22 protein-coding genes and 1 pseudogene are annotated in these 21,766 nt (G+C 57.2%); 4 read left to right on the top strand and 19 right to left on the bottom strand.

Annotation, left to right across the window (positions count from 1 at the left end):
* The first annotated feature begins 51 nt into the window (after window positions 1–51).
* Genes JOD78_RS23825 through JOD78_RS23815 form a run of 3 tightly spaced genes read left to right on the top strand, consistent with a single transcriptional unit; the run spans window position 52 to window position 3,522 of the window.
* On the top strand, window positions 52–1,320 hold the full coding sequence (locus tag JOD78_RS23825) for a YeaH/YhbH family protein (protein WP_034336397.1): 1,269 nt from the start codon (window positions 52–54) through the stop codon (window positions 1,318–1,320).
* Complete coding sequence (locus tag JOD78_RS23820; RefSeq protein WP_008332933.1) at window positions 1,317–2,846, top strand: SpoVR family protein; 1,530 nt, start codon at window positions 1,317–1,319, stop codon at window positions 2,844–2,846. The genes JOD78_RS23825 and JOD78_RS23820 overlap by 4 nt, the downstream gene beginning before the upstream one ends.
* Before the next feature lie 22 nt (window positions 2,847–2,868).
* Window positions 2,869–3,522, top strand: coding sequence for an LON peptidase substrate-binding domain-containing protein (locus tag JOD78_RS23815; RefSeq protein ID WP_209569893.1), 654 nt, complete (start codon window positions 2,869–2,871; stop codon window positions 3,520–3,522).
* A 64-nt stretch (window positions 3,523–3,586) separates the two neighbouring features.
* On the opposite strand, the gene JOD78_RS23810 is transcribed toward JOD78_RS23815, so the two are convergent.
* From JOD78_RS23810 to metH, 18 genes and pseudogenes are all read right to left on the bottom strand, one after another.
* Entirely contained in the window at window positions 3,587–4,276 is a 690-nt protein-coding gene (locus tag JOD78_RS23810; protein WP_039783569.1) for a MarC family protein, read from the bottom strand.
* A gap of 121 nt (window positions 4,277–4,397) precedes the next feature.
* The gene (locus JOD78_RS23805; RefSeq protein WP_209569895.1) at window positions 4,398–5,648 is read right to left on the bottom strand and encodes an MFS transporter; all 1,251 of its coding nucleotides are present in this window, start codon (window positions 5,646–5,648) and stop codon (window positions 4,398–4,400) included.
* Window positions 5,649–6,020: 372 nt separating this feature from the next.
* Entirely contained in the window at window positions 6,021–6,731 is a 711-nt protein-coding gene (locus JOD78_RS23800; protein ID WP_121040703.1) for a sel1 repeat family protein, read from the bottom strand.
* Window positions 6,732–6,799: 68 nt separating this feature from the next.
* Window positions 6,800–7,237: a hypothetical protein gene (locus JOD78_RS23795; protein ID WP_209569897.1), complete on the bottom strand. Its 438-nt coding sequence runs from the start codon at window positions 7,235–7,237 to the stop codon at window positions 6,800–6,802.
* 236 nt (window positions 7,238–7,473) lie between these two features.
* Window positions 7,474–8,004 (bottom strand): SMI1/KNR4 family protein, encoded by a 531-nt coding sequence (locus JOD78_RS23790; RefSeq protein ID WP_209569899.1) that lies wholly within the window; start codon window positions 8,002–8,004, stop codon window positions 7,474–7,476.
* A 103-nt stretch (window positions 8,005–8,107) separates the two neighbouring features.
* Window positions 8,108–8,563 carry a hypothetical protein gene (locus tag JOD78_RS23785; protein ID WP_209569901.1) on the bottom strand — a complete coding sequence of 152 codons (456 nt, stop codon included), beginning with the start codon at window positions 8,561–8,563 and terminating at the stop codon, window positions 8,108–8,110.
* 43 nt (window positions 8,564–8,606) lie between these two features.
* Window positions 8,607–8,906: a hypothetical protein gene (locus JOD78_RS23780; protein ID WP_134040223.1), complete on the bottom strand. Its 300-nt coding sequence runs from the start codon at window positions 8,904–8,906 to the stop codon at window positions 8,607–8,609.
* 37 nt (window positions 8,907–8,943) lie between these two features.
* Window positions 8,944–9,480 carry a hypothetical protein gene (locus JOD78_RS23775; protein WP_209569903.1) on the bottom strand — a complete coding sequence of 179 codons (537 nt, stop codon included), beginning with the start codon at window positions 9,478–9,480 and terminating at the stop codon, window positions 8,944–8,946.
* A 130-nt stretch (window positions 9,481–9,610) separates the two neighbouring features.
* Complete coding sequence (locus JOD78_RS23770; protein WP_209569905.1) at window positions 9,611–9,898, bottom strand: hypothetical protein; 288 nt, start codon at window positions 9,896–9,898, stop codon at window positions 9,611–9,613.
* A 112-nt stretch (window positions 9,899–10,010) separates the two neighbouring features.
* Window positions 10,011–10,532, bottom strand: coding sequence for a hypothetical protein (locus JOD78_RS23765; protein WP_134040217.1), 522 nt, complete (start codon window positions 10,530–10,532; stop codon window positions 10,011–10,013).
* A gap of 78 nt (window positions 10,533–10,610) precedes the next feature.
* Window positions 10,611–10,934 (bottom strand): annotated as a pseudogene (locus JOD78_RS23760) (helix-turn-helix domain-containing protein); the annotation flags it as partial.
* Between the two features lie 873 nt (window positions 10,935–11,807).
* A complete protein-coding gene (locus JOD78_RS23755; RefSeq protein WP_134040213.1) occupies window positions 11,808–12,389 on the bottom strand; it encodes a hypothetical protein in 582 nt (193 codons plus the stop codon).
* Between the two features lie 285 nt (window positions 12,390–12,674).
* Window positions 12,675–12,998 carry a hypothetical protein gene (locus JOD78_RS23750; RefSeq protein ID WP_039783554.1) on the bottom strand — a complete coding sequence of 108 codons (324 nt, stop codon included), beginning with the start codon at window positions 12,996–12,998 and terminating at the stop codon, window positions 12,675–12,677.
* Window positions 12,999–13,338: 340 nt separating this feature from the next.
* Window positions 13,339–14,064, bottom strand: coding sequence for a site-2 protease family protein (locus tag JOD78_RS23745; RefSeq protein WP_121040719.1), 726 nt, complete (start codon window positions 14,062–14,064; stop codon window positions 13,339–13,341).
* A 9-nt stretch (window positions 14,065–14,073) separates the two neighbouring features.
* On the bottom strand, window positions 14,074–15,084 hold the full coding sequence (locus JOD78_RS23740) for a DUF2167 domain-containing protein (protein ID WP_121040721.1): 1,011 nt from the start codon (window positions 15,082–15,084) through the stop codon (window positions 14,074–14,076).
* Window positions 15,085–15,299: 215 nt separating this feature from the next.
* Complete coding sequence (locus JOD78_RS23735) at window positions 15,300–15,632, bottom strand: hypothetical protein (RefSeq protein WP_121040722.1); 333 nt, start codon at window positions 15,630–15,632, stop codon at window positions 15,300–15,302.
* Window positions 15,633–15,732: 100 nt separating this feature from the next.
* Window positions 15,733–16,017: a WGR domain-containing protein gene (locus tag JOD78_RS23730; RefSeq protein WP_034336458.1), complete on the bottom strand. Its 285-nt coding sequence runs from the start codon at window positions 16,015–16,017 to the stop codon at window positions 15,733–15,735.
* A gap of 133 nt (window positions 16,018–16,150) precedes the next feature.
* Complete coding sequence (gene metH / locus JOD78_RS23725) at window positions 16,151–19,894, bottom strand: methionine synthase (protein ID WP_209570068.1); 3,744 nt, start codon at window positions 19,892–19,894, stop codon at window positions 16,151–16,153.
* 200 nt (window positions 19,895–20,094) lie between these two features.
* Here metH and JOD78_RS23720 point away from each other — a divergent pair, with 200 nt between their 5' ends.
* On the top strand, window positions 20,095–20,694 hold the full coding sequence (locus JOD78_RS23720) for a 5'-methylthioadenosine nucleosidase (RefSeq protein WP_134137039.1): 600 nt from the start codon (window positions 20,095–20,097) through the stop codon (window positions 20,692–20,694).
* Between the two features lie 86 nt (window positions 20,695–20,780).
* Here JOD78_RS23720 and fmt read toward each other — a convergent pair whose 3' ends face one another.
* On the bottom strand, window positions 20,781–21,734 hold the full coding sequence (gene fmt / locus JOD78_RS23715) for a methionyl-tRNA formyltransferase (RefSeq protein WP_134137040.1): 954 nt from the start codon (window positions 21,732–21,734) through the stop codon (window positions 20,781–20,783).
* Window positions 21,735–21,766: the final 32 nt, after the last annotated feature.

Genomic DNA, 21,766 nt, shown 5'->3' with positions numbered 1-21,766 from the left:
CCTTCGGCGCCGTGCGCCTGGCGCACCGCCGACCACTAGCAGGAGAACCGAGTGCTGCATCAGATCATCGACCGCAGGCTGGCTGGCAAGAACAAGAGCATCGCCAACAGGGAGCGCTTCCTGCGGCGCTTCAAGGGGCATATCCAACGTTCGGTGGCGGACGCCGTGCGCGACCGCAGCATCACCGATCTCGAAAAATCGAAGAGCATCAGCATCCCGCGCAAGGATGTCTCGGAGCCCTTCTTCCATCACGGCAAGGGCGGCAAGCGCGAAGCCGTGCACCCGGGCAACCAGGATTACTTGCAGGGTGACCGCATCCCGCGCCAGAACGGCGGCAGCGGCGGCGGTGGCGGCAGCAGTGCCAGCAACGACGGCGAAGGCCAGGACGACTTCACCTTCGAACTGACCCGCGAAGAATTCATGCATTACTTCTTCGAGGACCTGGAACTGCCGCGCCTGGTGGAAACCAACCTGCTGCAGGTACCGAACTGGAAGAACCAGCGCGCCGGTTATTCGGTCGACGGTTCGCCCAACAACATCGACGTGGTGCGTTCGCTGCGTTCCTCGCTGGGCCGCCGCATCGCCCTGGGTGGACCGCTGCAGCGCCAGCTCGACGTGGCCGAGGAAACGCTGGCCGAGATGAAGCGCAAACCCGAGGAGCACAGCGCCGACATCCCGCTGCTGGAAGAGGAAGTGAAGCATTTGCGCGCCCGCATCCTGCGCATCCCCTTCATCGACCCCTTCGACCTGCGCTACGTGAACAGAGTGCGCCAGCCGCAACCCTCCAGCCGCGCCGTGATGTTCTGCGTGATGGACGTATCGGGTTCGATGGATGAGCAGCGCAAGGATCTGTCGAAGCGCTTCTTCATCCTGCTGTATCTGTTCCTGACGCGCAATTACGAACACATCGAAGTGGTCTTCATCCGCCATCACACCCGCGCCGATGAAGTCGATGAGAACACCTTCTTCCATTCGCAGGAAAGCGGCGGCACAGTGGTCTCCAGCGCGCTGGAGCTGATGCACGACATCATCACCAAGCGCTATTCGCCCAGCGAGTGGAACATCTATGGCGCGCAAGCCTCGGATGGCGACAACTGGAACGACGATTCCCCCAAGTGCCGTGAACTGCTGGAGTCGTCGATCCTGCCGCTGACACGCTACTTCGCCTACATCCAGGTGGCCGAGCCGGAACAGAACCTGTGGACCGAGTACATGCAGCTGATCGAATCGCATCCGCACTTCGCCATGAAGAAGGTGCAATCGGCCGCAGAGATCTACCCGGTCTTCCGCGAACTCTTTGAAAAGCAGGTGCACGCATGAACAGCCGCTTCAAGCATGACCCGCTGCCTTGCCCCTCGGACTGGAGCTTTGATCTCATCGAGCGCTACAACGAGGAAATCGCACGCGTGGCCAAGGGGTACGAGCTGGACATCTATCCCATCCAGCTGGAGATCATCTCGGCCGAGCAGATGATGGATGCCTATGCCTCGCACGGCATGCCGGTCAACTATCGCCACTGGTCCTACGGCAAGCATTTCATGCTGACCGAACGCGATTACAAGCGCGGGCAGATGGGCCTGGCCTATGAGATCGTGATCAACTCCGATCCCTGCATCGCCTACTTGATGGAAGAGAACACGATGACCATGCAGGCCCTGGTCATCGCGCACGCGGCCTATGGCCACAACTCCTTCTTCAAGGGCAATTACCTGTTCCAGTTGTGGACCGATGCCAGCGCCATCATCGATTACCTGGTGTATGCGCGCAATTACATCGCCGAGTGCGAAGAGCGGCACGGCTTCGAGCGCGTGGAAGAATTGCTGGACTCCTGCCATGCGCTGATGAACTACGGCGTGGACCGCTACAAGCGTCCGCAACGCCTGTCGCTGGCGCAGGAGAAGGCGCGCCAGCGCGAGCGCGAGGCCTACATGCAGTCGCAGGTCAACGAACTGTGGCGCACCCTGCCGGCTAAAAAGGAGACGGCCGCCGCGGCTGTGGAAGGCCGCTTCCCGTCCGAACCCCAGGAGAACCTGCTGTATTTCGCCGAGAAGAACGCGCCCCTGCTGGAGCCCTGGGAACGCGAGGTGATCCGCATCGTGCGCAAGGTCGGGCAGTATTTCTATCCCCAGCGCCAGACCCAGGTGATGAACGAAGGCTGGGCCACCTTCTGGCATTACACGCTGTTGAATACGCTCTATGACCAGGGCCGCCTGACCGATGGTTTCATGATGGAATTCCTGCATTCGCACAGCAATGTGGTGTTCCAGCCGCCCATCACCAAACCGTATTACAACGGCATCAATCCGTATGCACTGGGCTTCTCGATGATGAGCGACATCCGCCGCATCTGCGAGAACCCTACCAATGAAGACCGCGAGTGGTTCCCCGACATCGCCGGGCGCAACTGGCTCGATACCTTGCAGTACGTGATGCGCAACTACAAGGACGAAAGTTTCATCGCGCAATATCTCTCGCCCAAGCTCATGCGCGACATGCGCATGTTTGCCGTGCTCGATGACGAGGCGCGCAGCGAGATCGAGGTCTCGGCCATCCACAACGAACGCGGCTTCCAGTACGTGCGCCAGGCACTGTCCCGGCAGTACGACATCAACCACCGCGAGCCCAACATCCAGGTCTGGTCGGTCAACACGCGCGGCAACCGCAGCCTGACGCTGCGCCACTTCCGCAGTGACGGCCGCTCGCTGGGCGACAGTACCAACGAGGTGCTGCGCCACATGGCGCGGCTGTGGCAGTTCGACGTCTATCTGGAAAGCGTGGACGACAACGGCTACATCGTGCAGCGCTATGAATGCGTGGCCGAGAACCGGTATGCTCTGCGTTCGTGAGTGACCGCTGCCAGGAGTGACCATGCCCGCCGCCCCCGCTACCCCGCGCCCGCCGATCTCGGCCCAGACCATCCCGCTGTTTCCGCTGGCCAGCACGCTCTTCCCGGAAGGGCGGCTGCCGCTGCAGATCTTCGAGGTGCGTTATCTGGACATGATCGGCAAGTGCATCGCCGAGGGCAGCAGCTTCGGCGTGGTGGCGCTGACGGAAGGATCGGAAGTGCGGCGGCCCGGCCAGAGCGAACGCTTCGTCGGCGTGGGCACGCTGGCGCGCATCCAGGAATGGAGCACGCCCTCCCCCGGCCTCATGCGCATCGCCTGCTTGGGCAGCGAGCGTTTTCGCATCGTGCAGGCCGAGCAGCAGAAACATGGACTATGGACGGCGCAGGTGGAGATGATGGAAGCGGACCGTGCCGTGACGATCCCCGAGGAGTTGCGCAATACCTCGCAGGCACTGGACAACCTGCTGCAATCGGTATTGCGCCAGGGCCTCCCGGACAGTGAAGTGCCCATCGCCGCACCTTACCGGCTGGAAGATTGCGGCTGGGTGGCCAACCGCTGGGCCGAGATGATGCCCATCTCCGTCAACCTCAAGCAGAGCCTGCTCGCGCTGGACAATCCCCTGTTGCGGCTGGAGCTGGTGCAGGATGCACTGGATGAGTTGGGCTGGCTGAAATAGTTAGTTATTTCCATAATGCAACTAACTATCCCGCTTCAGATTTCCTGATATTTGTACTTCCCCATCACGGGGACACGCCGCTGATCCCCGCCTCGGCCAGCAGCGCCGACATCCCCGACCAGAAGATCTGGATCCCGATACACAGCAGGATGAACGCCGACAGGCGCAACACCACCATGGTGCCCAGACGCCCCATCAGGTGCACCAGCTTGTGCGCATAGTTGTAGCAAAGGAAGATCACCAGCGCCGTGAGCGCCGCGCCCAGGGCGGCACTGCCGACCGAGATCACCCAATCCAGCAGGCGGGTTGGCGTATTGGCCCCCAGCGTGATGGACGCGGCGATGGTGCCGGGGCCGACGGTCAGGGGAAAGCTCATGGGATAGAAGCTGCGCGCCTTGATTTCATCGTCGGGCAGGTCTTCGTCATAGGTCTTGGCCACTTGGGTGGGGATGGAGCTGTCCTGGCTGTTGTCGTTGAGGAGTTTCCAGCCCGAGACCGCCACCAGCAGGCCACCGCCGACGCGCACGATGGGCAGCGAGATGCCGAAGAAGGTCAGCACGTGCGAGCCGATGAAGATGGCCGCCACCAGCATGAACCAGCAATTGATGGCGACCTGGCGCGCGATGCGCTTTTCGGTGCTGCGGCTGACGTTGCCCAGCAGGTTGGCGAAGACCGGTGCGATGCCCAGGGGATTGAGGATGGGCAAGAGCGTGACCGGGATCAGGACGACCGCCTTGAGGAAAAGGATGAACATGGCGCAATCAGAAATAAACGGCGAATAATCGGCATTGAAGGTTGACCCGGCAGCGTAGCTGAAAGCCGCTACGCTGCCAACCACGGCCGCATCTGGCGTTGCGCGGTTGTGCCCTCTTCTCTCAGGCGGCCCGCAACCGCATGCCGCGCACCCGCGTGAAGAGCAGCACCGCGATACCCAGGTTCAGCAGGTTCCAGGCGATGCCATTGGCGAAGGCCGCGTGATAGCTGCCGGTGAGATCGAAGATCTTGCCGGACATCCAGCCGCCCAGCGCCATGCCGAACATGGTGGCCATGATGACCGCACCCACGCGCTGGCCGGCTTCGGCAGCGGGGAAGTATTCGCGCACGATGATGGCGTAGGACGGCACGATACCGCCCTGGAACAGCCCGAACAGGGCCGAGATGAGATAGAGCGAGGCCAGGCTGTCGAAGGGAATGAACAGCAGCAGCGACAGGCCTTGCAGGGCCGAGCCCAGCAGCAGGGTGCGCAGGCCGCCGATGCGGTCGCAGATGGCCCCGGAGACCAGGCGGCTGACCACGCCACAGGCCAGCATCAGCGAGAGCATCTGGGCACCGCGTGCCGGGCCGTAGCCGAGGTCGCCGCAGTAGGCCACGATGTGGACCTGGGGCATGGCCATGGCCACGCAACAGGCGACACCGGCCACGCACAGCAGCAGCTGGGCGGAGCCCGGTGCCAGGCCGAAGGGGCGCGGGCCGCCGCCGGCGCGGGCCGTCGCTGCACTGCTGTCCTGCACCGGCGGCCGGGCGCGCATGAGCAGGGCCAGCGGGCACATGACCAGGATGCAGATCAGGCCCAGACCGCGATAGGTTTCCTGCCAGCCGTAGTTGTCGACGAAATGCTGGACGATGGGCGGCCAGATTGCGCCGCCCAGGTAGTTGCCGCTGGCGCAGACCGCCACGGCGATGCCGCGCCGCTTGCGGAACCACAGCGAGGTATCGGCCACCAGCGGAGAAAAGGTGGCGGAGGTCCCCAGCAGGCCGATGAGGATGCAATGCACGGCCATGAAGGTCCAGATGTCCTGGGCCCAGGAAGCGGCGATGAAACCGCCGCCCAGGCACAGCCCGCCCAGCATCATCGGCCGGGTGATGCCGGAGCGGTCGGCCATGCGGCCCATGAGCAGGCCACCGACGCCCACGCCCAGCATGGTGAGGGTATAGGGCATCGAGGCCAGGCCCCGGTCGACGTAGTAATGCGCCTGCACGTAGGGCAGCACCACTGCAATCACGTACATGCCGCTGGCACCCACGACCATCAGGATCATGGTGATGCAGAGGCGCATTACGGCGTAGGGGGAGTCGACCTGGTGGGGGTCGGGGGGTGCGGGGCTTGCGGGGGAGAATGGGGGCATGGGGGTCTCCTGATCATTTTTTTAATGGGGCGCTGCAACGCCCGCTTGTTCTCTGTTGGCAATTTTTCTTGGCTGACTGCTGGCGATGAGCTTGGTCCGATCAGCCTTGTTTCTCATCTTTTTTATAGGGATAGTAATCGAGGCAGATGCCCAGGCTTGCTTCGGCAAGGCGTCCCATCAAGCGATTTCACCGATGTCTCTGCGAGCGAAAGGCAGAAGCTTTACCAAATGCCGATCGTCATGGCTCGTTGACCATTCCCGGCCTATCGTGACAGCAAGCCACAGTAGCGGAATCACTGCCATCGAAAACAGGAGCACTGGCTGACCGTGTACCTGTGTCTTGGTGTTGCTCACATTTGGCCGCTGGTGATTTCATGGATCATCTTTAAATCGCGGGATGGAGCCAAAATCCGCGAGCAACTTCTCCTTCAATTGGTTTGCCTTTTCCATATCCGCGTCACCCATTTTTCCTGCCAGCATCTTTAAATTCGATGCGAGAAATTGTTTTAGCTCTGCTTTTTCTTCATGACTTTCCGCGACAGAGAACCATGCGTAGGACAGTGGTAGATTCTTGATCGGAGAGCCTTCGCCGTAAGCGAACGCAAGGTCAACTTCAGCTAAACGGAAGCCTTTTTGTGCTGCACCAAGGAAAAACGGAACAGCTTCCTGGATGCTGCGCTCTTTGCGAAGAATGACACCAAGGATATGGATTGCGGGCGGATATCCACTCTCGGCCGACTTGGCTTCCAGCTTGACGCCTTCATCACTATCTTTTCTTCCGCATTGCCCCGTCAAAAGCTGAGTGCCCAACAAATATTGGGCCTTGGGATTCCCTTGCTGAACTTCTGCCTCCAGCAACTTTTGTGAGGCGTCGCTGCAATCGCGGGGGAGTTGCGCATGAGCGCAGTTCGACAGGAATAACAGTAGAAAAAAAAATGCCGGGTAAATTTTCATTTTGAATTTTCGTGATTGCTTGAATTCTTGGTTCCGGATAAATGGGATGTCTGCTTCTGGCCGGAAGCGGTCCTTGATGACTACGGCATTCGAATCAGGTATCTCGTTCAGCTTCAAGTACAGCGACATTAATCAAATCATCGGAACCGACCCAGAGCGTCCCAAATTTTCACTCAAGCAGGCATGCTCCGAAACAGTCAGTCGCCCAGCGACGCAGGTTTATAACGCACGTTGAATTCCTTGAAAATGCCATCTTCACCGATTCGTTCAAAGTTATCTTCATAGTAAGATTTTGCCCACTCAATGAACTCTTCCGCGTCCATTTGCACCATATCTAACAACCAGTCGGAGCCATCATCAATGCCGACAGGAAGTAACGCGGTTCCGGTTTCCCAAGATTTACCGTCTGTACTCCAACAGCAAAACGTAACGAGCTCAGATTCGATGGCCTCGTCCTGTATCAAACGTAGGAATTCTTGCGGCATACCCTCGTAAATCCCTGGCCAGATTCCGTATTCATCGCGCGCATATGGGCTGACTTCTGATTCGTGGTCAAAGCCTTTGAGCACAACTTTTCCGTCAACGCTAAAGAGCGCAATAACATGGTCTCCCGCACCATTGTCGTATTTAGCCATTGCAATCCCGTCCGACCAGTACTGTTCATACCAGAAGGATCTTAGCCAATCTTCGGAAGTTATCAGGGCATCGCACTGAGCTGCGCATTGCCACGTCATTTGGAGTTGAGACGGCGAGAGTTTTGGAATTTTCATTTTATTAATATTTTTAAAAATCTTTTTTAAGCATTGATTTTGGTCCGCTTGTGGCCGATTGCGGCCGTTCTCTTGCCGTCCAATTCGCAACCAAACAATATCTATAATTTTGAAATCTCCGCCATCACCTCACTGTGCCACATGGTATTGACGTTTGCGGCGGCGGCATCTATTCCTTCAATTTCAGTTAAACAAGAGGACATCGTTTCGCTTCGAAGATGCTCTTGGAAGACACAGAGGCATTCTGCAAACTGGTTCACTGTCGAATTGATAAAAACCCGTAAGTTATGCGCATCATGATTAAAGTAGACGACCTGTCGCGAGTCCTCGTCTATCGCAATGATGTCACCTGCCCCATTGTTTCCAATGGGAAGGTAATGGGGGGGTAATGCGAAGGTTTCGATACTTTGAGCAATTTGCGACGGAGAATATGCGGAAAAACTTAGAAACGGTGACGCATCGCACGGCAAACCATGTCGTTCAAGGAAGGCGCTATCCTCTTCAGCCAAGCAAGAGAGAAGATTTTTATCAAACTCGACAAACCTGTCCAAATTTAATTCCAGCCCAGGAGGAATAGAAGGTAAAGCCCCGATAAAACGCGTTTTAAAATCAAAGCTTTTCATAGTAGTCATAAGTAGTTAAGTACCTGAAGTAGCGTTGTTGATTGCGGGAGGCTCTACATCAATACCATTTTCAATGCCTGCTACTGGCCGTGTCCGGCTATACTTTCAGAACTCAAAATTCGCAATATTCCAGCTTAATTCCGTGCAGTTCAAGGTAAATGCCGTGTTCCGTATCCCATTGTGGAGAGATGTAAAAACATGAACTCAGTGCTTGCATGTCTTCGTCCCGAATGACGACAATATCTCTCACTACAAGATATGGCAGCAGTTCATCTTTATTTAAATTTTCTGGAACGTCGCAGGAAGCTAGCCATTCAGAATGCGCATCGAAACCCCGATAGTGTTCATAGACTTTATCCAATAGTTTATCGGGATGTGCTTGCATAAATGAGACTAATCTTTCAGCTTCATTAACCATCTGCAAATCTGGCTCGCCAATATCCGGACGAAGTTCGACGGCAAATAAACCTAATACGCTCGAAATTAAAACTGGGTGGACCCAAAAATCGAAAGCGTACGGCCCTCGCGGTGCTTTCTTAAATTCGGATAGTTGAAAAATTATTGGCATGTGCTTTATCTATTGAAAGTCCGCTTTTGGCCGTATTGAGACTTCATGGAATCAGGTCTACCGTTTCGCCAATCTTCAAAAGCTCGCCATCTTTACGCTCCAGCAATTCAAAGGAAAATACGGTCAAATCTGGTGAGCCGTCTGGTCGTAGTGCGCGTGGTTGTAAAAATTGGCACTTGATACGAACGCCGGCCAGACGCGAATCCGGCCCTACTCTGAAGTCACCTTTGTCTACTTGACGCGCCAACACATATGGAGCATTGCCAGTCGATAGATATTCCAATTTGAATCGCATATCTGATTCCTTATTGAACGGCATCCTCTGGCCAATAGAAGACATCATATTCCACGCCTTTAGCAAGTCTTTTCGCACTGGGAGCCTATGCCGCCGAACGTTGCGAGAGAACAAAAAACATTTCCTCTTCATTCTCGTCAAATGCCGCATCATGTCGGAATCCGACTAATCGCTCTGCCAGCATAATCGCGACATCAAAGACATAGTCGACATCCGTACGGCCATCCTGTAGCTGCAGCATCTCCGCGCGTACCTCATCAAAAAAGACAGGCGGATTGCCCATCACATCAAGGCTCATGACCCCATCTTCTGCGTCGTGAGCAATAAACCATTGCTCTTTTCCATTTTCCCAGCAAGCTGCCGTGCTGACCATTGCATGCTCTTCTATCTGACATGCGACGATCTTCGTGCTTGCGGAGAGCATACGCAGAAATTCCGGTTTCAATGCCGAAGGACTGGGGGTGTCAAACCATACGACGTACCATCCAGTTGGCAGCGCAATTCCCGCGCGAGCGGTTTCTGTGAATGACTGACGTTGATTGGTTTCAGCTAAACCCAATGCACTAAGCACAATCTCTTTCTTATCGGACGGAGTGGCTAACCAAGAGATAGAAAAACCCATTAATTTCCTTCATTTAATGTAAGCAGTTACATATCTAGGCCGCTAGCTGGAATCAATTTGGGCAAAGCGACGACGAACTGGGCAGGACGAAGCCTCAAAAGTCTGTCCCGGGCCGATTGCGAACTTTGATTCAATCATCGTCACCATACTCATGTGCATCAGAATCCATGGCTTGATGGAATTCGGCTAGAGACTGGTAGGTGATAACTGACGGGTATTCTGCTGGATTATTATGCGGGCCGGTTGCCCAGTCGAGATGGACAACTACCATTGCTCCATCGCAACAAAGGACCAATACATCATCGTTGTCCACTCGACGGCCAACGACTTCAATATCATTCCCCCAGAGGGGATGGCCTTCTGCAAGCTCTCGTTCCAGTTGGAGCTGAAGAGCAGGTACGTCTCGAGGATGGGTCAACGGCCTCCATGGCATCCTCCATACAATGTTATCGATTGTCTTTGTCAAAAATGATAGAAATCGTATGACTGCTTCTGGCCGGTAGCAGACATGGCTGCCTGTAAATACGGACCTAATCGCACATAACGTCAGTAGCGACAATTACCCAATGCGTTGCCGGTCTATCTATCTCAAAGCTAGAAATGCACGGTCCACCATCAGAGAATTCAATCCCGATTCCTCCTGCGTATAGACGTGAGACATGAACGTTCCAAGCTTCTCTCCTCGCAAGAACAATAGCGGCTCCCGCTACCTGAACTGCTGCAAAGTGCCCATGCTCATCATAACTTCCAGTGTCTACACTACGGATTGTTTCCGCAGTATGCGAAATTACGTACTCATAGGACTGATAATTGTCTCCACATAGCATTTCGAGCGCCAGACGAGAGGCAAGCGCCGGTTCATGATTTGTGGCAAGAACATGTATTTCGGCCTCTATCCGCTGGCGCTCAGAGGAAACGCAGGCATTTGGATATCCTTGAAATCTGTCATTAAAGGGGGCTGGTTTTAATGGGAAATTCTGTGCGTAGGCAGATGAAAAAAGGTTGAGCGCAGACAGAATCAGTATCGTGATGGCAGGGCGATATCTCTTCATTTTTGGCAATCCTGGTTAGCCACGACCATGATGTGTTGATTTGCTCGCAGATTTGACCCTCTCCATTTGACCCACCTTCCACCGCCTACCAAAGGCGGCCACACGGTCATACGACCCTTCATATCCCAGTTCTTTTAGATCCAGGAACATCTGTTTCAGGGTTCTTCGTTGCTTTCGAGATTTAACGGACTCAGCGCTCAGCCAAGCGGAGAGCCTGGGAGCAAACTCATCAAGAGAGCTCGGTGAATGCCTTGCTGGGTATGCTGGTTCGATCGCGTCCGACCGGATATAACGGCGAACCGTATTGCGGGAGATGTCCAGGCGGCGGGCGATTTCCCGGATTGAGATATGGTCTCTAATGTACCAGCGTCGAATAATTCCAAGTAGGGCCACGTTTATCACTCCGTTCTCCCGCTCGCTGTCATGAGCAGGATTGTGGTCTAAACATGGGTCAACTTAGGATGCAAATTTCCTGAGAAAGTGGGTCAGATTTAAATGCAATTCAACAACCTGACCATCTGTTTCTCGAGCGACGTAAGTATCAAGTCAACAATGTGATCGACGCCTTTGGATGCCCTTATCTGTGCCACGGCATCAGTTATTTCTTGAACATGCGGTGAGATATATGCCGCACTACTCAAATGAGATCGGATCGAATCAAGTACTGCGACGCGGATATCATAATTTACGGATTTGAGTAGTTGGAGCAAAACTAAAATCGCGTTGTAACTCTGGATATCGCCGAGAGTCTCTGCGCATCGAATACCCCACTTTTCGGGCTTGCCAAGGCACGAGGTAGCAAGAGCACTCCAATCGCTATCGGTAAATCTGCTCAACATCAATCCCGCCTGCGATATTCCCTCATCTGACCAATAGTCAGACGAGAAGTCGCGACCAAGATATTCATCGTAAAGTTCGTACATTTCAGATTCTCGCGGGTCCAGGAACGCTCGCTTGTTCCGAACGCCAAACCATGAGTATTTCCATCCACAACACCTAGCCGGAATTCGTGGGACAGTTTGCGTACAAGGGCCACTTCTGAACGATAGCGGACATCATGGCCCCCACAGCAATGAGGATCGCCGATATGGAAACCGCCTATGCTTCTCAGAAAATCATGCGAAACCCTAAACGAGCATGTGATCGGGATAGCTCCGTTATCTGCCGTTCATCATTAGCTAAAACCGCGGCCAGGAAAGCACGCTGCTGAAAACTTGCGGACGACATCTGGACGTTGAAACGCAAGCATGGAAGCAGCAAGAAAAAAGCGGGCGCTCAACGGCAAGTATTGAGATCTGTATTGCTGATGATCATTCCTTGCTTGCTGCCTACGCTCAGGCTCAATGACATATCCTCGGAACGATAACCAGGTTCATCTTGTTCCAGAACGATATACTGCGCGCCGTTTTTCCAGGCACGCAGAGATCCGTAAACCCTTCCCTTTTTGATGTCTTTCAGATACTCGGCTGTTGCGTCGCTATAGTTCTTGTCGAAGTAGGCTGATGCTGCGGCAACATCCTCTTTTTTCCCGCGCATGATATAGAACGCGGATTCCGCATTGCTACTGTCTTCCGTCGAAGCAAAGACAGCGGCCAAAACGGGAACCTGAACATTCGAAAATTCCATCTGGCAGAGCGGTGCTCCCATCACCATCAAAGACTTTGCACGGGGAAAGCATTTATTGGGTTCAGAATCCGAGTCCTGTACGACAACAGCCTTCTTCGATACGGATAATTGCGCATCAGCCATTTGCCTTACAGTTCTTGGGGTGGCACTTAATTTCTCACAGGCCTCCTGGCCCATCGCCAATGAGCACACCAATGACAGAGAGAAAAAGACGAGACGGCGAGTTTTCATATGCAGTTGAACTGGAAAAGAGAACGTATGAGAGGATTGACATGTCGGCCAGCATTTTCACCTCGGGAGACCAAACGGGACAATGTAGCAAGCCTGTCGGCGTTTGCTGGCACGGACATATCATCGGCGCGAGAGGGTTCGTTCGGCGAAACGGAAAAAGCCTGCTTCTGGTAGATTGCAGCCACAACCGAGCTTGCAGTCGCCTGAAACGCATCATTGTCACGACACGGGCATCGGCATCGGGTGACTCTGCAACCGCCAATTCCTGGCCGTCACCAAACACCTTCAGCGATTCACAAGCAGAACGATTGCAGAAAAGATCATTCCCCAAAATACCAACACGCCTGCCAATCCCATCAACATGAGGATCTGGCTGAGATAACGAAGAGCTGATCGGGCTTGATGGAATCTGTCATTCATCTTTGCCAGGAACAGGATGGCGAGCCCCGAACAAATGGTGAAGAAGATGGTGCCGCGGATACTGGCCGTGACAACCCGATTCCCCTCCTTCAACCACGAGGAATAGGAATGATCCATGAAGCTCACTACTATCAGCCATTGAATCGCGATAACGATGCCCGCAAGGACCAGTCCGATTTTTGTCTTCATTGAAAATGAGAAGTCAGATTTCAGGCCATTTGCCAGTAGTACTTCGCCGCCAGCCGATAGGCTCGCAATTGTTCGGTGACGCTTGCATCCAAGGCAATCGGTTCGTCAATGACTTGTGAGAGCGGATCGCAGGTCATATGGCTTCTTTCGATATGTTGGTTGGGCTGCAGTCCGTCCCGGGCCGATTGTGGGCATCGTGCGCAAGAACAATCCATGTCACTCGCGGTTGCACAGGACTCCGATTACATCGTTACAGGTACCGATTGGCGAACTCGTCGAGCGCCACCGATAGGTGGCCTATATTGACTCCTTGCATGCGCCATACCTGCTTGCGTGATTACTAGTGCATAACTCGCACCGCACCCAACATGTCATGCACACCAAGCACCATCATCGCGAGAAATGCAATCAAGGCGAGGTAGCACGTACTGTAGTTAAGCTTCGTCGAAAGCGGAACTCCGTAATAGCGTGCATTGTCGGGATGACTCGGATCATAGTTCCAGGCTAGTCGAAGTTGCGGCAAGGCCAATATCGCAACCAGGATCAGCATCGGACTCGGATGGTAGACGAACAGCGCTATCAACACCGGAACGCCGGCGAACCAGATACGGGGAGACAATACTGCCGTAATACGGCCACCATCGAAGGGCGACAACGGGATGAGATTGAATAGATTGAGGAAAAAGCCACTGTATGAAATGGCGAGCAACAGCGAGCTGTCCAGTTGACGTGCTGCGAAATAGCAGGCAAGCGCTGCAATACTGCCAGCAAGTGGGCCGGCCAATCCGACATACGCTTCCGTTTCTGCATCGAGGGGCTTGTCCTTCATTTCTATCCACGCACCGACGAATGGAATGAAGGTCGGCAAGCCGACATCCAGCTGCCGATTGCGGGCTGCCCAGTAATGGCCGTATTCGTGAATCAGCAGCATGCATACAAAGCCCAGCGCATAGCGCCAGCCGAAGATCAAGGTATAGCCTAATAGCGACAGCAGCATGGAACCGCCCGACGCAAGCAACTTGCCGAACTTGAGCCCGGATAGGGCAAGCACTAGCAGTTTGATCATGACGTTTGCTCAGCGTGAATCCGCAGGCCCAGGCGACGACGGTGGAGTGTTCTGCGCTTCCGGTGGAATTAGCACGGTCGAAACGGGAGCATGCGTATCTTCTCCCGACACAGTCGGAGAGGCAGTCTTGGCTTTACCGGTAAAGAACTTCTTGAAGGCCGCGCCAAAGCCGAATACGGCCAACAGAATCACCTTGAAGAACTTGGCAAAAAAGGCAGCAACGAGAGCAAACAGGCCCAGCTTCTTGATCGCCACCCCTGCCACCAAAGCGGCAAGACCATATTCGGCGACATGATCGGTGGATGCGTTGAAATCAATGTATCGTTTGCCTTCGTTGAAACTGATCGCCGCGAGCAGTTGTTGCGCAGCTGGCTTGTACTGTTGGAGCAGATCCAGCGAGCTGACCATAGTGAGTGAGAGATAGCCTTCACGACCCAATGCTAAGGTACGGTAATTCACCGAAAGGTCGGATGGGGCATCATGCTTGCCTTTGTTGGCCACGATGGCTGACCACACCAGCTTATGTGTAGCCGAATCATATTTGGGTATCTCGGCCCAACCGGTCACTTCGATCTCAGGAATTCCGTGTTGCGTGCGCTCAGCATTGGCGGCCTCTGTGCCTTCCTTGAGGTTGCTGAGGATGTCGTCTGCCTTCCAATCCTTGGCATCATCGTCACGGACATAGCCGGCTTTTTCCACGGTCAGTACGCTCATCCATGAGCTTGTGCCATCGGTAGGCACAATGATGCCGACCAATCCTTGTTCATTAACGCGGTTGCCAAGGGAACGCAAATAACGTGCCGCGGCAGCAGAAGGGATGAATGCAGTTCCAGCCGGGAGCGCAAGCTTTGCCTGATCTTGGATATCGATGGAGACAGGGCCATGCTGGAGAAGCTTTTCAGCCTCCTGAGCCGCAGCTTTTTGCTCGGCTTCGGTCGCTTGGTCCACCGCATAGGCGCTGCTGCAGATGAAAAATAGACTTGCAAAAAAAGAAATGAGAAAACGCAGTGATGCATTCATGGATGGAATTCCCCTTTTAATTGTTTATGTCGGCGGTATGGCGGCCAAACATTATGGCAGAAGAAGTTCCCGACTGATGAGATTGATTGGCATGCCGGCCCCAAAGCTGTCATCGCCAAAAATTGGATTCTGCTCGTGTACCAACGACGTCAGAAGAACCACCCAAAGCTACTGCTTCGATAAAAAGAAAGAGCGATTTTCTGTGACGCATGGATTCACCTTTCGGATTTCACAAGCTCACATGCAACGATTTCCATGTGCCCCGCTACCAACTCGATACGCCCGAAATCGCCTTCGAGCGTGAGCCGATGGGGAGCGAACTGTATCGCTTCAATCTCACCGAGGCTTGGGCTGCCGTCGGCAGTGCAACGGCCTGCATTGAGCGCGACGGGATGAAAGCTCATCTGCACATCGACATCATGCAAGGCGATGGCGTCGATCCGAACTCTCCGGTCGTCCACAGTAAGGACTTCAAGGCCGGCATACGTCTTCTCTTGCGCCCACTCAATGGAGAGGAGCTCCCCCTCCAACAGGTCATGCATGTTCATGCGACACTCCTGAATATCAGGCCTGCCAGACACCCGCACATAAAAAAACCGTCCGGGCCACCAGGGCGCGAACGGCGATCAGCAAGCAAGGCAGGCAGCCTCAGCCCACGTGATAAAGATGCACCGGCCGAAACCCCAGGCGCTCCTTGTGCCGGGCAATCTTCTGCAGCATCCGCAAGCCTTCCTCATGCCCGGCCACCACCACCCGGCGCACGGCGCTGCGGCCTTCGATGCCGTCCCAGGCTTGCGTGAGTACCCAGTCACCCAGCAGATCCTGCACCAGGTCCACCGTGAAGATGGCGCGCGTCTTGCCGTCGGTGAAGTGCAGGCGCGTGGCCACGGTCACGGGCAGTGCATGGGTGACGTGGTCAGCGGAATCGATCATGGCAAAAGCAGGGCTACGGAACGGCGGGCGTGGATGATAGCAGGACGGCGACGGAATACAAGAACCCGCGGCAAAAGTCCGGAAATGAAACTAACCGTCCGGCATCAGGCCGGACGGCGATTCCGTAAACTATTTACAGGTTCGGCGCCAGCCAGCGCTCCACCTCTTCCTTGGGCACATGGCGGCGCTCTGCCATATCCACCACCTGGTCTTCGCCGATCTTGCCGACCACGAAGTACTTCGACTGCGGATGCGCGAAGTAGAAGCCCGACACCGAGGCACCGGGGAACATGGCGTAAGACTCGGTCAACTGCATGCCGATCTCGTCGCACTGCATGACGCGGAAAGCCTCAGCCTTGACGGTGTGCTCCGGGCAAGCCGGATAGCCGGGGGCGGGACGGATGCCGAGATATTTTTCCTTGATGAGATCGGTGCTGCTCAGGTTCTCATCGGCCGCATAGCCCCACAGGTCCTTGCGCACGCGCTCATGCAGGTACTCGGCGAAGGCTTCGGCCAGGCGGTCCGCCAGGGCCTTGAGCATGATCGAGGAGTAATCGTCGTGCGCATCCTCGAAGCGCTTTTCGTATTTCTCGATGCCCAAGCCAGCGGTCACGGCAAACATGCCGATGTAATCCTGCACGCCCGATGCCTTGGGCGCGATGAAGTCCGACAGGCACTGGTTGGGACGCGCCACGCCATCCACCACCGGCTTCTCGGTCTGCTGGCGCAGGCCGTAATAGGTGAAGGCGACCTGGCTGCGGCTGTCGTCGGTGTAGATCTCGATATCGTCGTCGTTGACGGTGTTGGCCGGCAAGAGCGAGATGACGCCATTGGCGGTGAGCCAGCGGCCATCGATGATCTTCTTCAGCATGGCCTGGGCTTCCTGGAAGACCTTGGTCGCCGCTTCGCCCACGACTTCATCGGTGAGGATCGCAGGATAAGGACCGGCCAGGTCCCAGGTCTGGAAGAACGGACCCCAGTCGATGTAGTTGGCCAGCAAACCCAGGTCCACATTCTTGAACAGGCGGCGGCCGATGAACTTGGGCTTGACCGGTGCGAATTCCAGCTTGGTCTTGTTGGCGCGGGCTGCCGCCAGCGACAGCATGGGCGCGGCCTTCTTGCTGGCGTGCTGTTCGCGGATGCGTTCGTAGTCGGCGTTGAGGTCGGCCACGTACTGCGTCTTCTGCTCGTCGGCCAGCAGCGACTGCGCCACCGACACGGCGCGCGAAGCATCCGGCACGTAGACCACCGGGCCTTCGTAGTTGGGGGCGATCTTGACGGCCGTGTGGGCGCGCGAGGTCGTGGCGCCGCCGATCATCAGCGGCATCTTCAGGCCGGCGAAATACGGATCGCGCTGCATTTCCTTGGCGACGTAGGCCATCTCTTCCAGCGACGGGGTGATCAGGCCGGAGAGGCCGATGATGTCGGCCTTCTCTTCCTTGGCCTTGGCCAGGATCTCGGCGCAGGGCACCATCACGCCCATGTTGACGACCTCGAAGTTGTTGCACTGGAGGACGACGGTGACGATGTTCTTGCCGATGTCGTGGACGTCGCCCTTGACGGTGGCAATGACGATCTTGCCCTTGGGCTTGGCGACTTCGCCGGTGGCGATTTCGAGCTGGCGCTTCTCTTCTTCGATGAAGGGGATCAGGTGCGCCACGGCCTGCTTCATCACGCGCGCCGACTTGACCACCTGCGGCAGGAACATCTTGCCCTGGCCGAACAGATCACCGACCACGTTCATGCCATCCATCAGCGGACCTTCAATCACGTGGATGGGGCGGCCGCCATCGGCGGCGACCTGCTGGCGCACCTCTTCGGTGTCTTCCACGATCCACTGCGTGATGCCGTGCACCAGCGCATGCGAGAGGCGCTTGGCCACCGGCAGGTTGCGCCATTCCAGGGTGGCTTCTTCCTTCTTGTCGCCGGCCTTGAGCGTGGCGGCGTATTCGATCATGCGCTCGGTGGCGTCTTCGCGGCGGTTCAGGACCACGTCTTCCACGCGCTCGCGCAGCTCGGCCGGCAGGTCGTCATAGACGCCGATCATGCCGGCATTGACGATGCCCATGGTCATGCCGGCCTTGATGGCGTGATACAGGAACACGGTGTGGATCGCTTCGCGCGCCGGGTCGTTGCCGCGGAAGCTGAAGGAGACGTTGGAGACACCGCCGCTGATCTTGGCGTAGGGCAGGTTCTGGTGGATCCAGCGGGTGGCTTCGATGAAGTCGACCGCGTAGTTGTTGTGTTCCTCGATGCCGGTGGCGACCGCAAAGATGTTGGGGTCGAAGATGATGTCTTCGGGCGGGAAGTCCAGCTTGTCCACCAGCAGGCGATAGGCGCGTTCGCAGATCTCGATCTTGCGGGCGAAGGTATCGGCCTGGCCCACTTCGTCGAAGGCCATGACGATGACGGCCGCCCCATAGCGGCGGCAAAGCTTGGCTTCGCGCAGGAATTTCTCCTCGCCTTCCTTCATCGAGATGGAGTTGACGATGGACTTGCCCTGCACGCACTTCAGGCCCGCTTCGATGACTTCCCACTTGGAGGAGTCGATCATGATGGGCACGCGTGCGATGTCGGGTTCGGAGGCGATCAGGTTGAGGAAGCGCGTCATGGCGGCGACCGAATCGAGCATCGCCTCATCCATGTTGATGTCGATGATCTGCGCGCCGTTCTCGACCTGCTGGCGGGCCACTGCCAGGGCCTCGTCGTACTGCTCGTTCAGGATCAGGCGGGCGAAGGCCTTGGAACCGGTGACGTTGGTGCGCTCGCCGACGTTGACGTAGAGCGACTGGTCATTGATGGTGAAGGGCTCCAGGCCCGACAGGCGCATCTCGTGCGTGGGCTCGGGCAGCTTGCGCGGGGCGATGGTGGCCACCGTCTCGGCAATGGCCTTGATGTGCGGCGGCGTGGTGCCGCAGCAGCCACCGGCGACGTTGACAAAACCGCTCTCGGCGAATTCCTTCAACAGGGCCGAGGTGACATCCGGGGTTTCATCGAAGCCGGTATCGCTCATCGGATTGGGCAGGCCGGCGTTGGGGTAGATGCAGACGTAGGTGTCGGCGATCTTGGACAGCTCTTCCGCATAGGGGCGCATCAGGGCCGCACCGAGGGCGCAGTTCAGGCCCACGGTCAGCGGGCGCGCATGGCGGATGGAGTTCCAGAAGGCGGTCACGGTCTGGCCCGACAGGATGCGGCCGGACGCATCGGTGACGGTGCCCGAAATCATGATCGGCAGGCGCTTGCCGCTCTCTTCGAAGAAAGTATCAATGGCGAACAAAGCCGCCTTGCAGTTGAGCGTATCGAAGATGGTCTCGACCAGCAGCACGTCGGCACCGCCTTCGACCAGCGCACGGGTCTGCTCCAGGTAGGCCGCCACCAGCTGATCGAAGGTGACGTTGCGCGCGGCCGGGTCGTTGACGTCCGGTGAGATGGAAGCGGTCTTGGGCGTGGGGCCGAGGGCGCCGGCCACGAAGCGCGGCTTGTCCGGGGTCGAGTACTTGTCGCAGGCCGCACGGGCCAGACGCGCCGATTCCACGTTCATCTCGTAGACCAGATGCGCCATGTGGTAATCGTCCTGGGCCACGCTGGTGGCACCGAAGGTATTGGTCTCGATCAGGTCGGCACCGGCGGCCAGGTATTGCTCGTGGATTTCCTGGATGATGTGCGGCTGGGTCAGCGAGAGCAGCTCGTTGTTGCCCTTGACGAACAGGTCCTTGCCGGGAACGCTGAAGTCGGCGAAACGCTGGCCGCGATAATCCTCTTCGGTCAGCTTGTAGCGCTGGATCATGGTGCCCATCGCACCATCGAGGATGAGGATGCGCTGCGACATCAGGTCGCGCAGCAGCAATTCGGTCTGGCACAGTTCGTTCGGCTTCATCTGGCGTTTTTCTCTGGTAACGGCAACAATGCGAGGCCTGATCCCGCGCGCAAGCGCGCTGCGGATAAAAAAACCGGCCAGAAAAGGACCGGTTCATCAGGCAAAAAGTGAACCCGATTATACGCCAAAGCACCCTCCTCCCGCCTCCCGGCAGGCTTTGCGGGCGGGGCTTGGTTGCAGAATGTTAACTATTTACATCCATGCCCGATCACCCGCCCATCCTCATTCTGACCGCCCTGGAAAATGAACTCGATGCCACCGCCGCCCCGGCGGGGGTGCAGGTGGTCTATTGCGGCGTGGGCAAGGTCAATGCCGCCCTGCATGCGACCCAGGCCATCCTGACCCATCGCCCGCGCGCACTCATCAATTTCGGCACGGCCGGCAAGATCGATCCGGCGCACGACGGGCTGCTGGAAGTGGCGGCCGTCATCCAGCGCGACATGGCGGCCATGCCGCTGGCACCGCGTGGAGTGACGCCATTGATGAACCAGGAGCAACAGCCGGCGCGCCTGGAGTCCGGCTATCCCGGCGTGCTGTGCGGCACCGGCGACAGCTTCGTGACGGCAGCCGACGACTGGCTGCTGGAACAGAAGGTCGATCTGGTGGATATGGAATTGTTTGCCATCGCCCGCGTGTGCCGGCACTTTGGCTTGCCGTGGCGGGCTTTCAAGTTCATCACCGATGGCGCCGATGACGATGCGGCCGAGGACTGGCAGGCGCGCGTGCATCTGGGCGAGGAACTGTTCTGGCGGCATCTGCCGCTGGTGCTCAGACAGTTCGATGGAGAACAGGCGCGTTGATTCGCGCAGGCGTTCAGGCGCGACGGGAGGACTTAGTTCGCGCCTGAACCAAAGTCCTCATGCCTGCCTGAAGGTGGTCGCAGCGCTCAGGCGAAGCGGCCGCCTTCCAGCGGGAATCCCTTCAGGAATTCCGCCGCCGGCAGGCGCTTGCCGCCCGGCTTCTGCAGTTCCGTCAGCAGCAATGCGCCTTCACCGCAAGCCACCACGATGCCAGCTTGGGCATCGGCCGACAGTACCTGTCCCGGCTCGCCCTGCTGCGCCACCTTGACCGGACGCGCCTGCCACAGCTTGACCACGGTATCGCCGAAGCGGCCCGTTGCGCCGGGGAAGGGATTGAAGGCGCGGATGCGGCGGGCCAGCTGCTCGGCACTCTGGGTGAAGTCGAGCGCGGCCTCTTCCTTGGCGATCTTGGCGGCGTAGTTCGCGCCCTCTTCCGGCTGTGGCGTGGCCGGCAGCGTGCCCTGTTCCAGCCTCGCAATCGCTTCCACGATCATCTTGCCGCCCAGCGCGGCCAGCTTGTCATGCAGGGTGCCGGTGGTGTCGTCTTCGGCAATGGGGACGCTTTCGATCAGCATCATGGGGCCGGTGTCGAGGCCCTCTTCCATCTGCATGATGGTGATGCCGGTCTCGGCGTCACCGGCCTCGATGGCGCGATGGATGGGGGCGGCACCGCGCCAGCGCGGTAGCAGCGAGCCGTGGATGTTGATGCAGCCCAGGCGCGGGATGTCGAGCACGCTGCGCGGCAGGATCAGGCCATAGGCAGCCACCACCATCACGTCATGCGGGGTCGATTGCAGCAGGGCGTGGGCTTCCTGTGCCACTTCCGGATATTTGCCGTTCAGGCGCAGCGAGACCGGCTGCGCCACGGGCGTACCGTGCTTGATCGCGCACTGCTTCACGGGTGAGGCCTGCAGCTGCATGCCGCGTCCGGCGGGGCGGTCGGGCTGGGTCAGCACCAGCGTGATCTCGTGACCGGCAGCGTACAGCGCTTCGAGCGCGACGGCGGCGAATTCCGGCGTGCCGGCAAAAATGATCTTCATGAAAAACTCCAGGGGCGGCCGCAGCCGCCAGA

Origin of the sequence: Herbaspirillum sp. 1130 (genome assembly GCF_017833835.1) — a bacterium.
GTDB classification, from domain to species: Bacteria; Pseudomonadota; Gammaproteobacteria; order Burkholderiales; family Burkholderiaceae_D; genus Herbaspirillum; species Herbaspirillum huttiense.
This window is presented reverse-complemented; position numbering and strand designations above follow the sequence as displayed.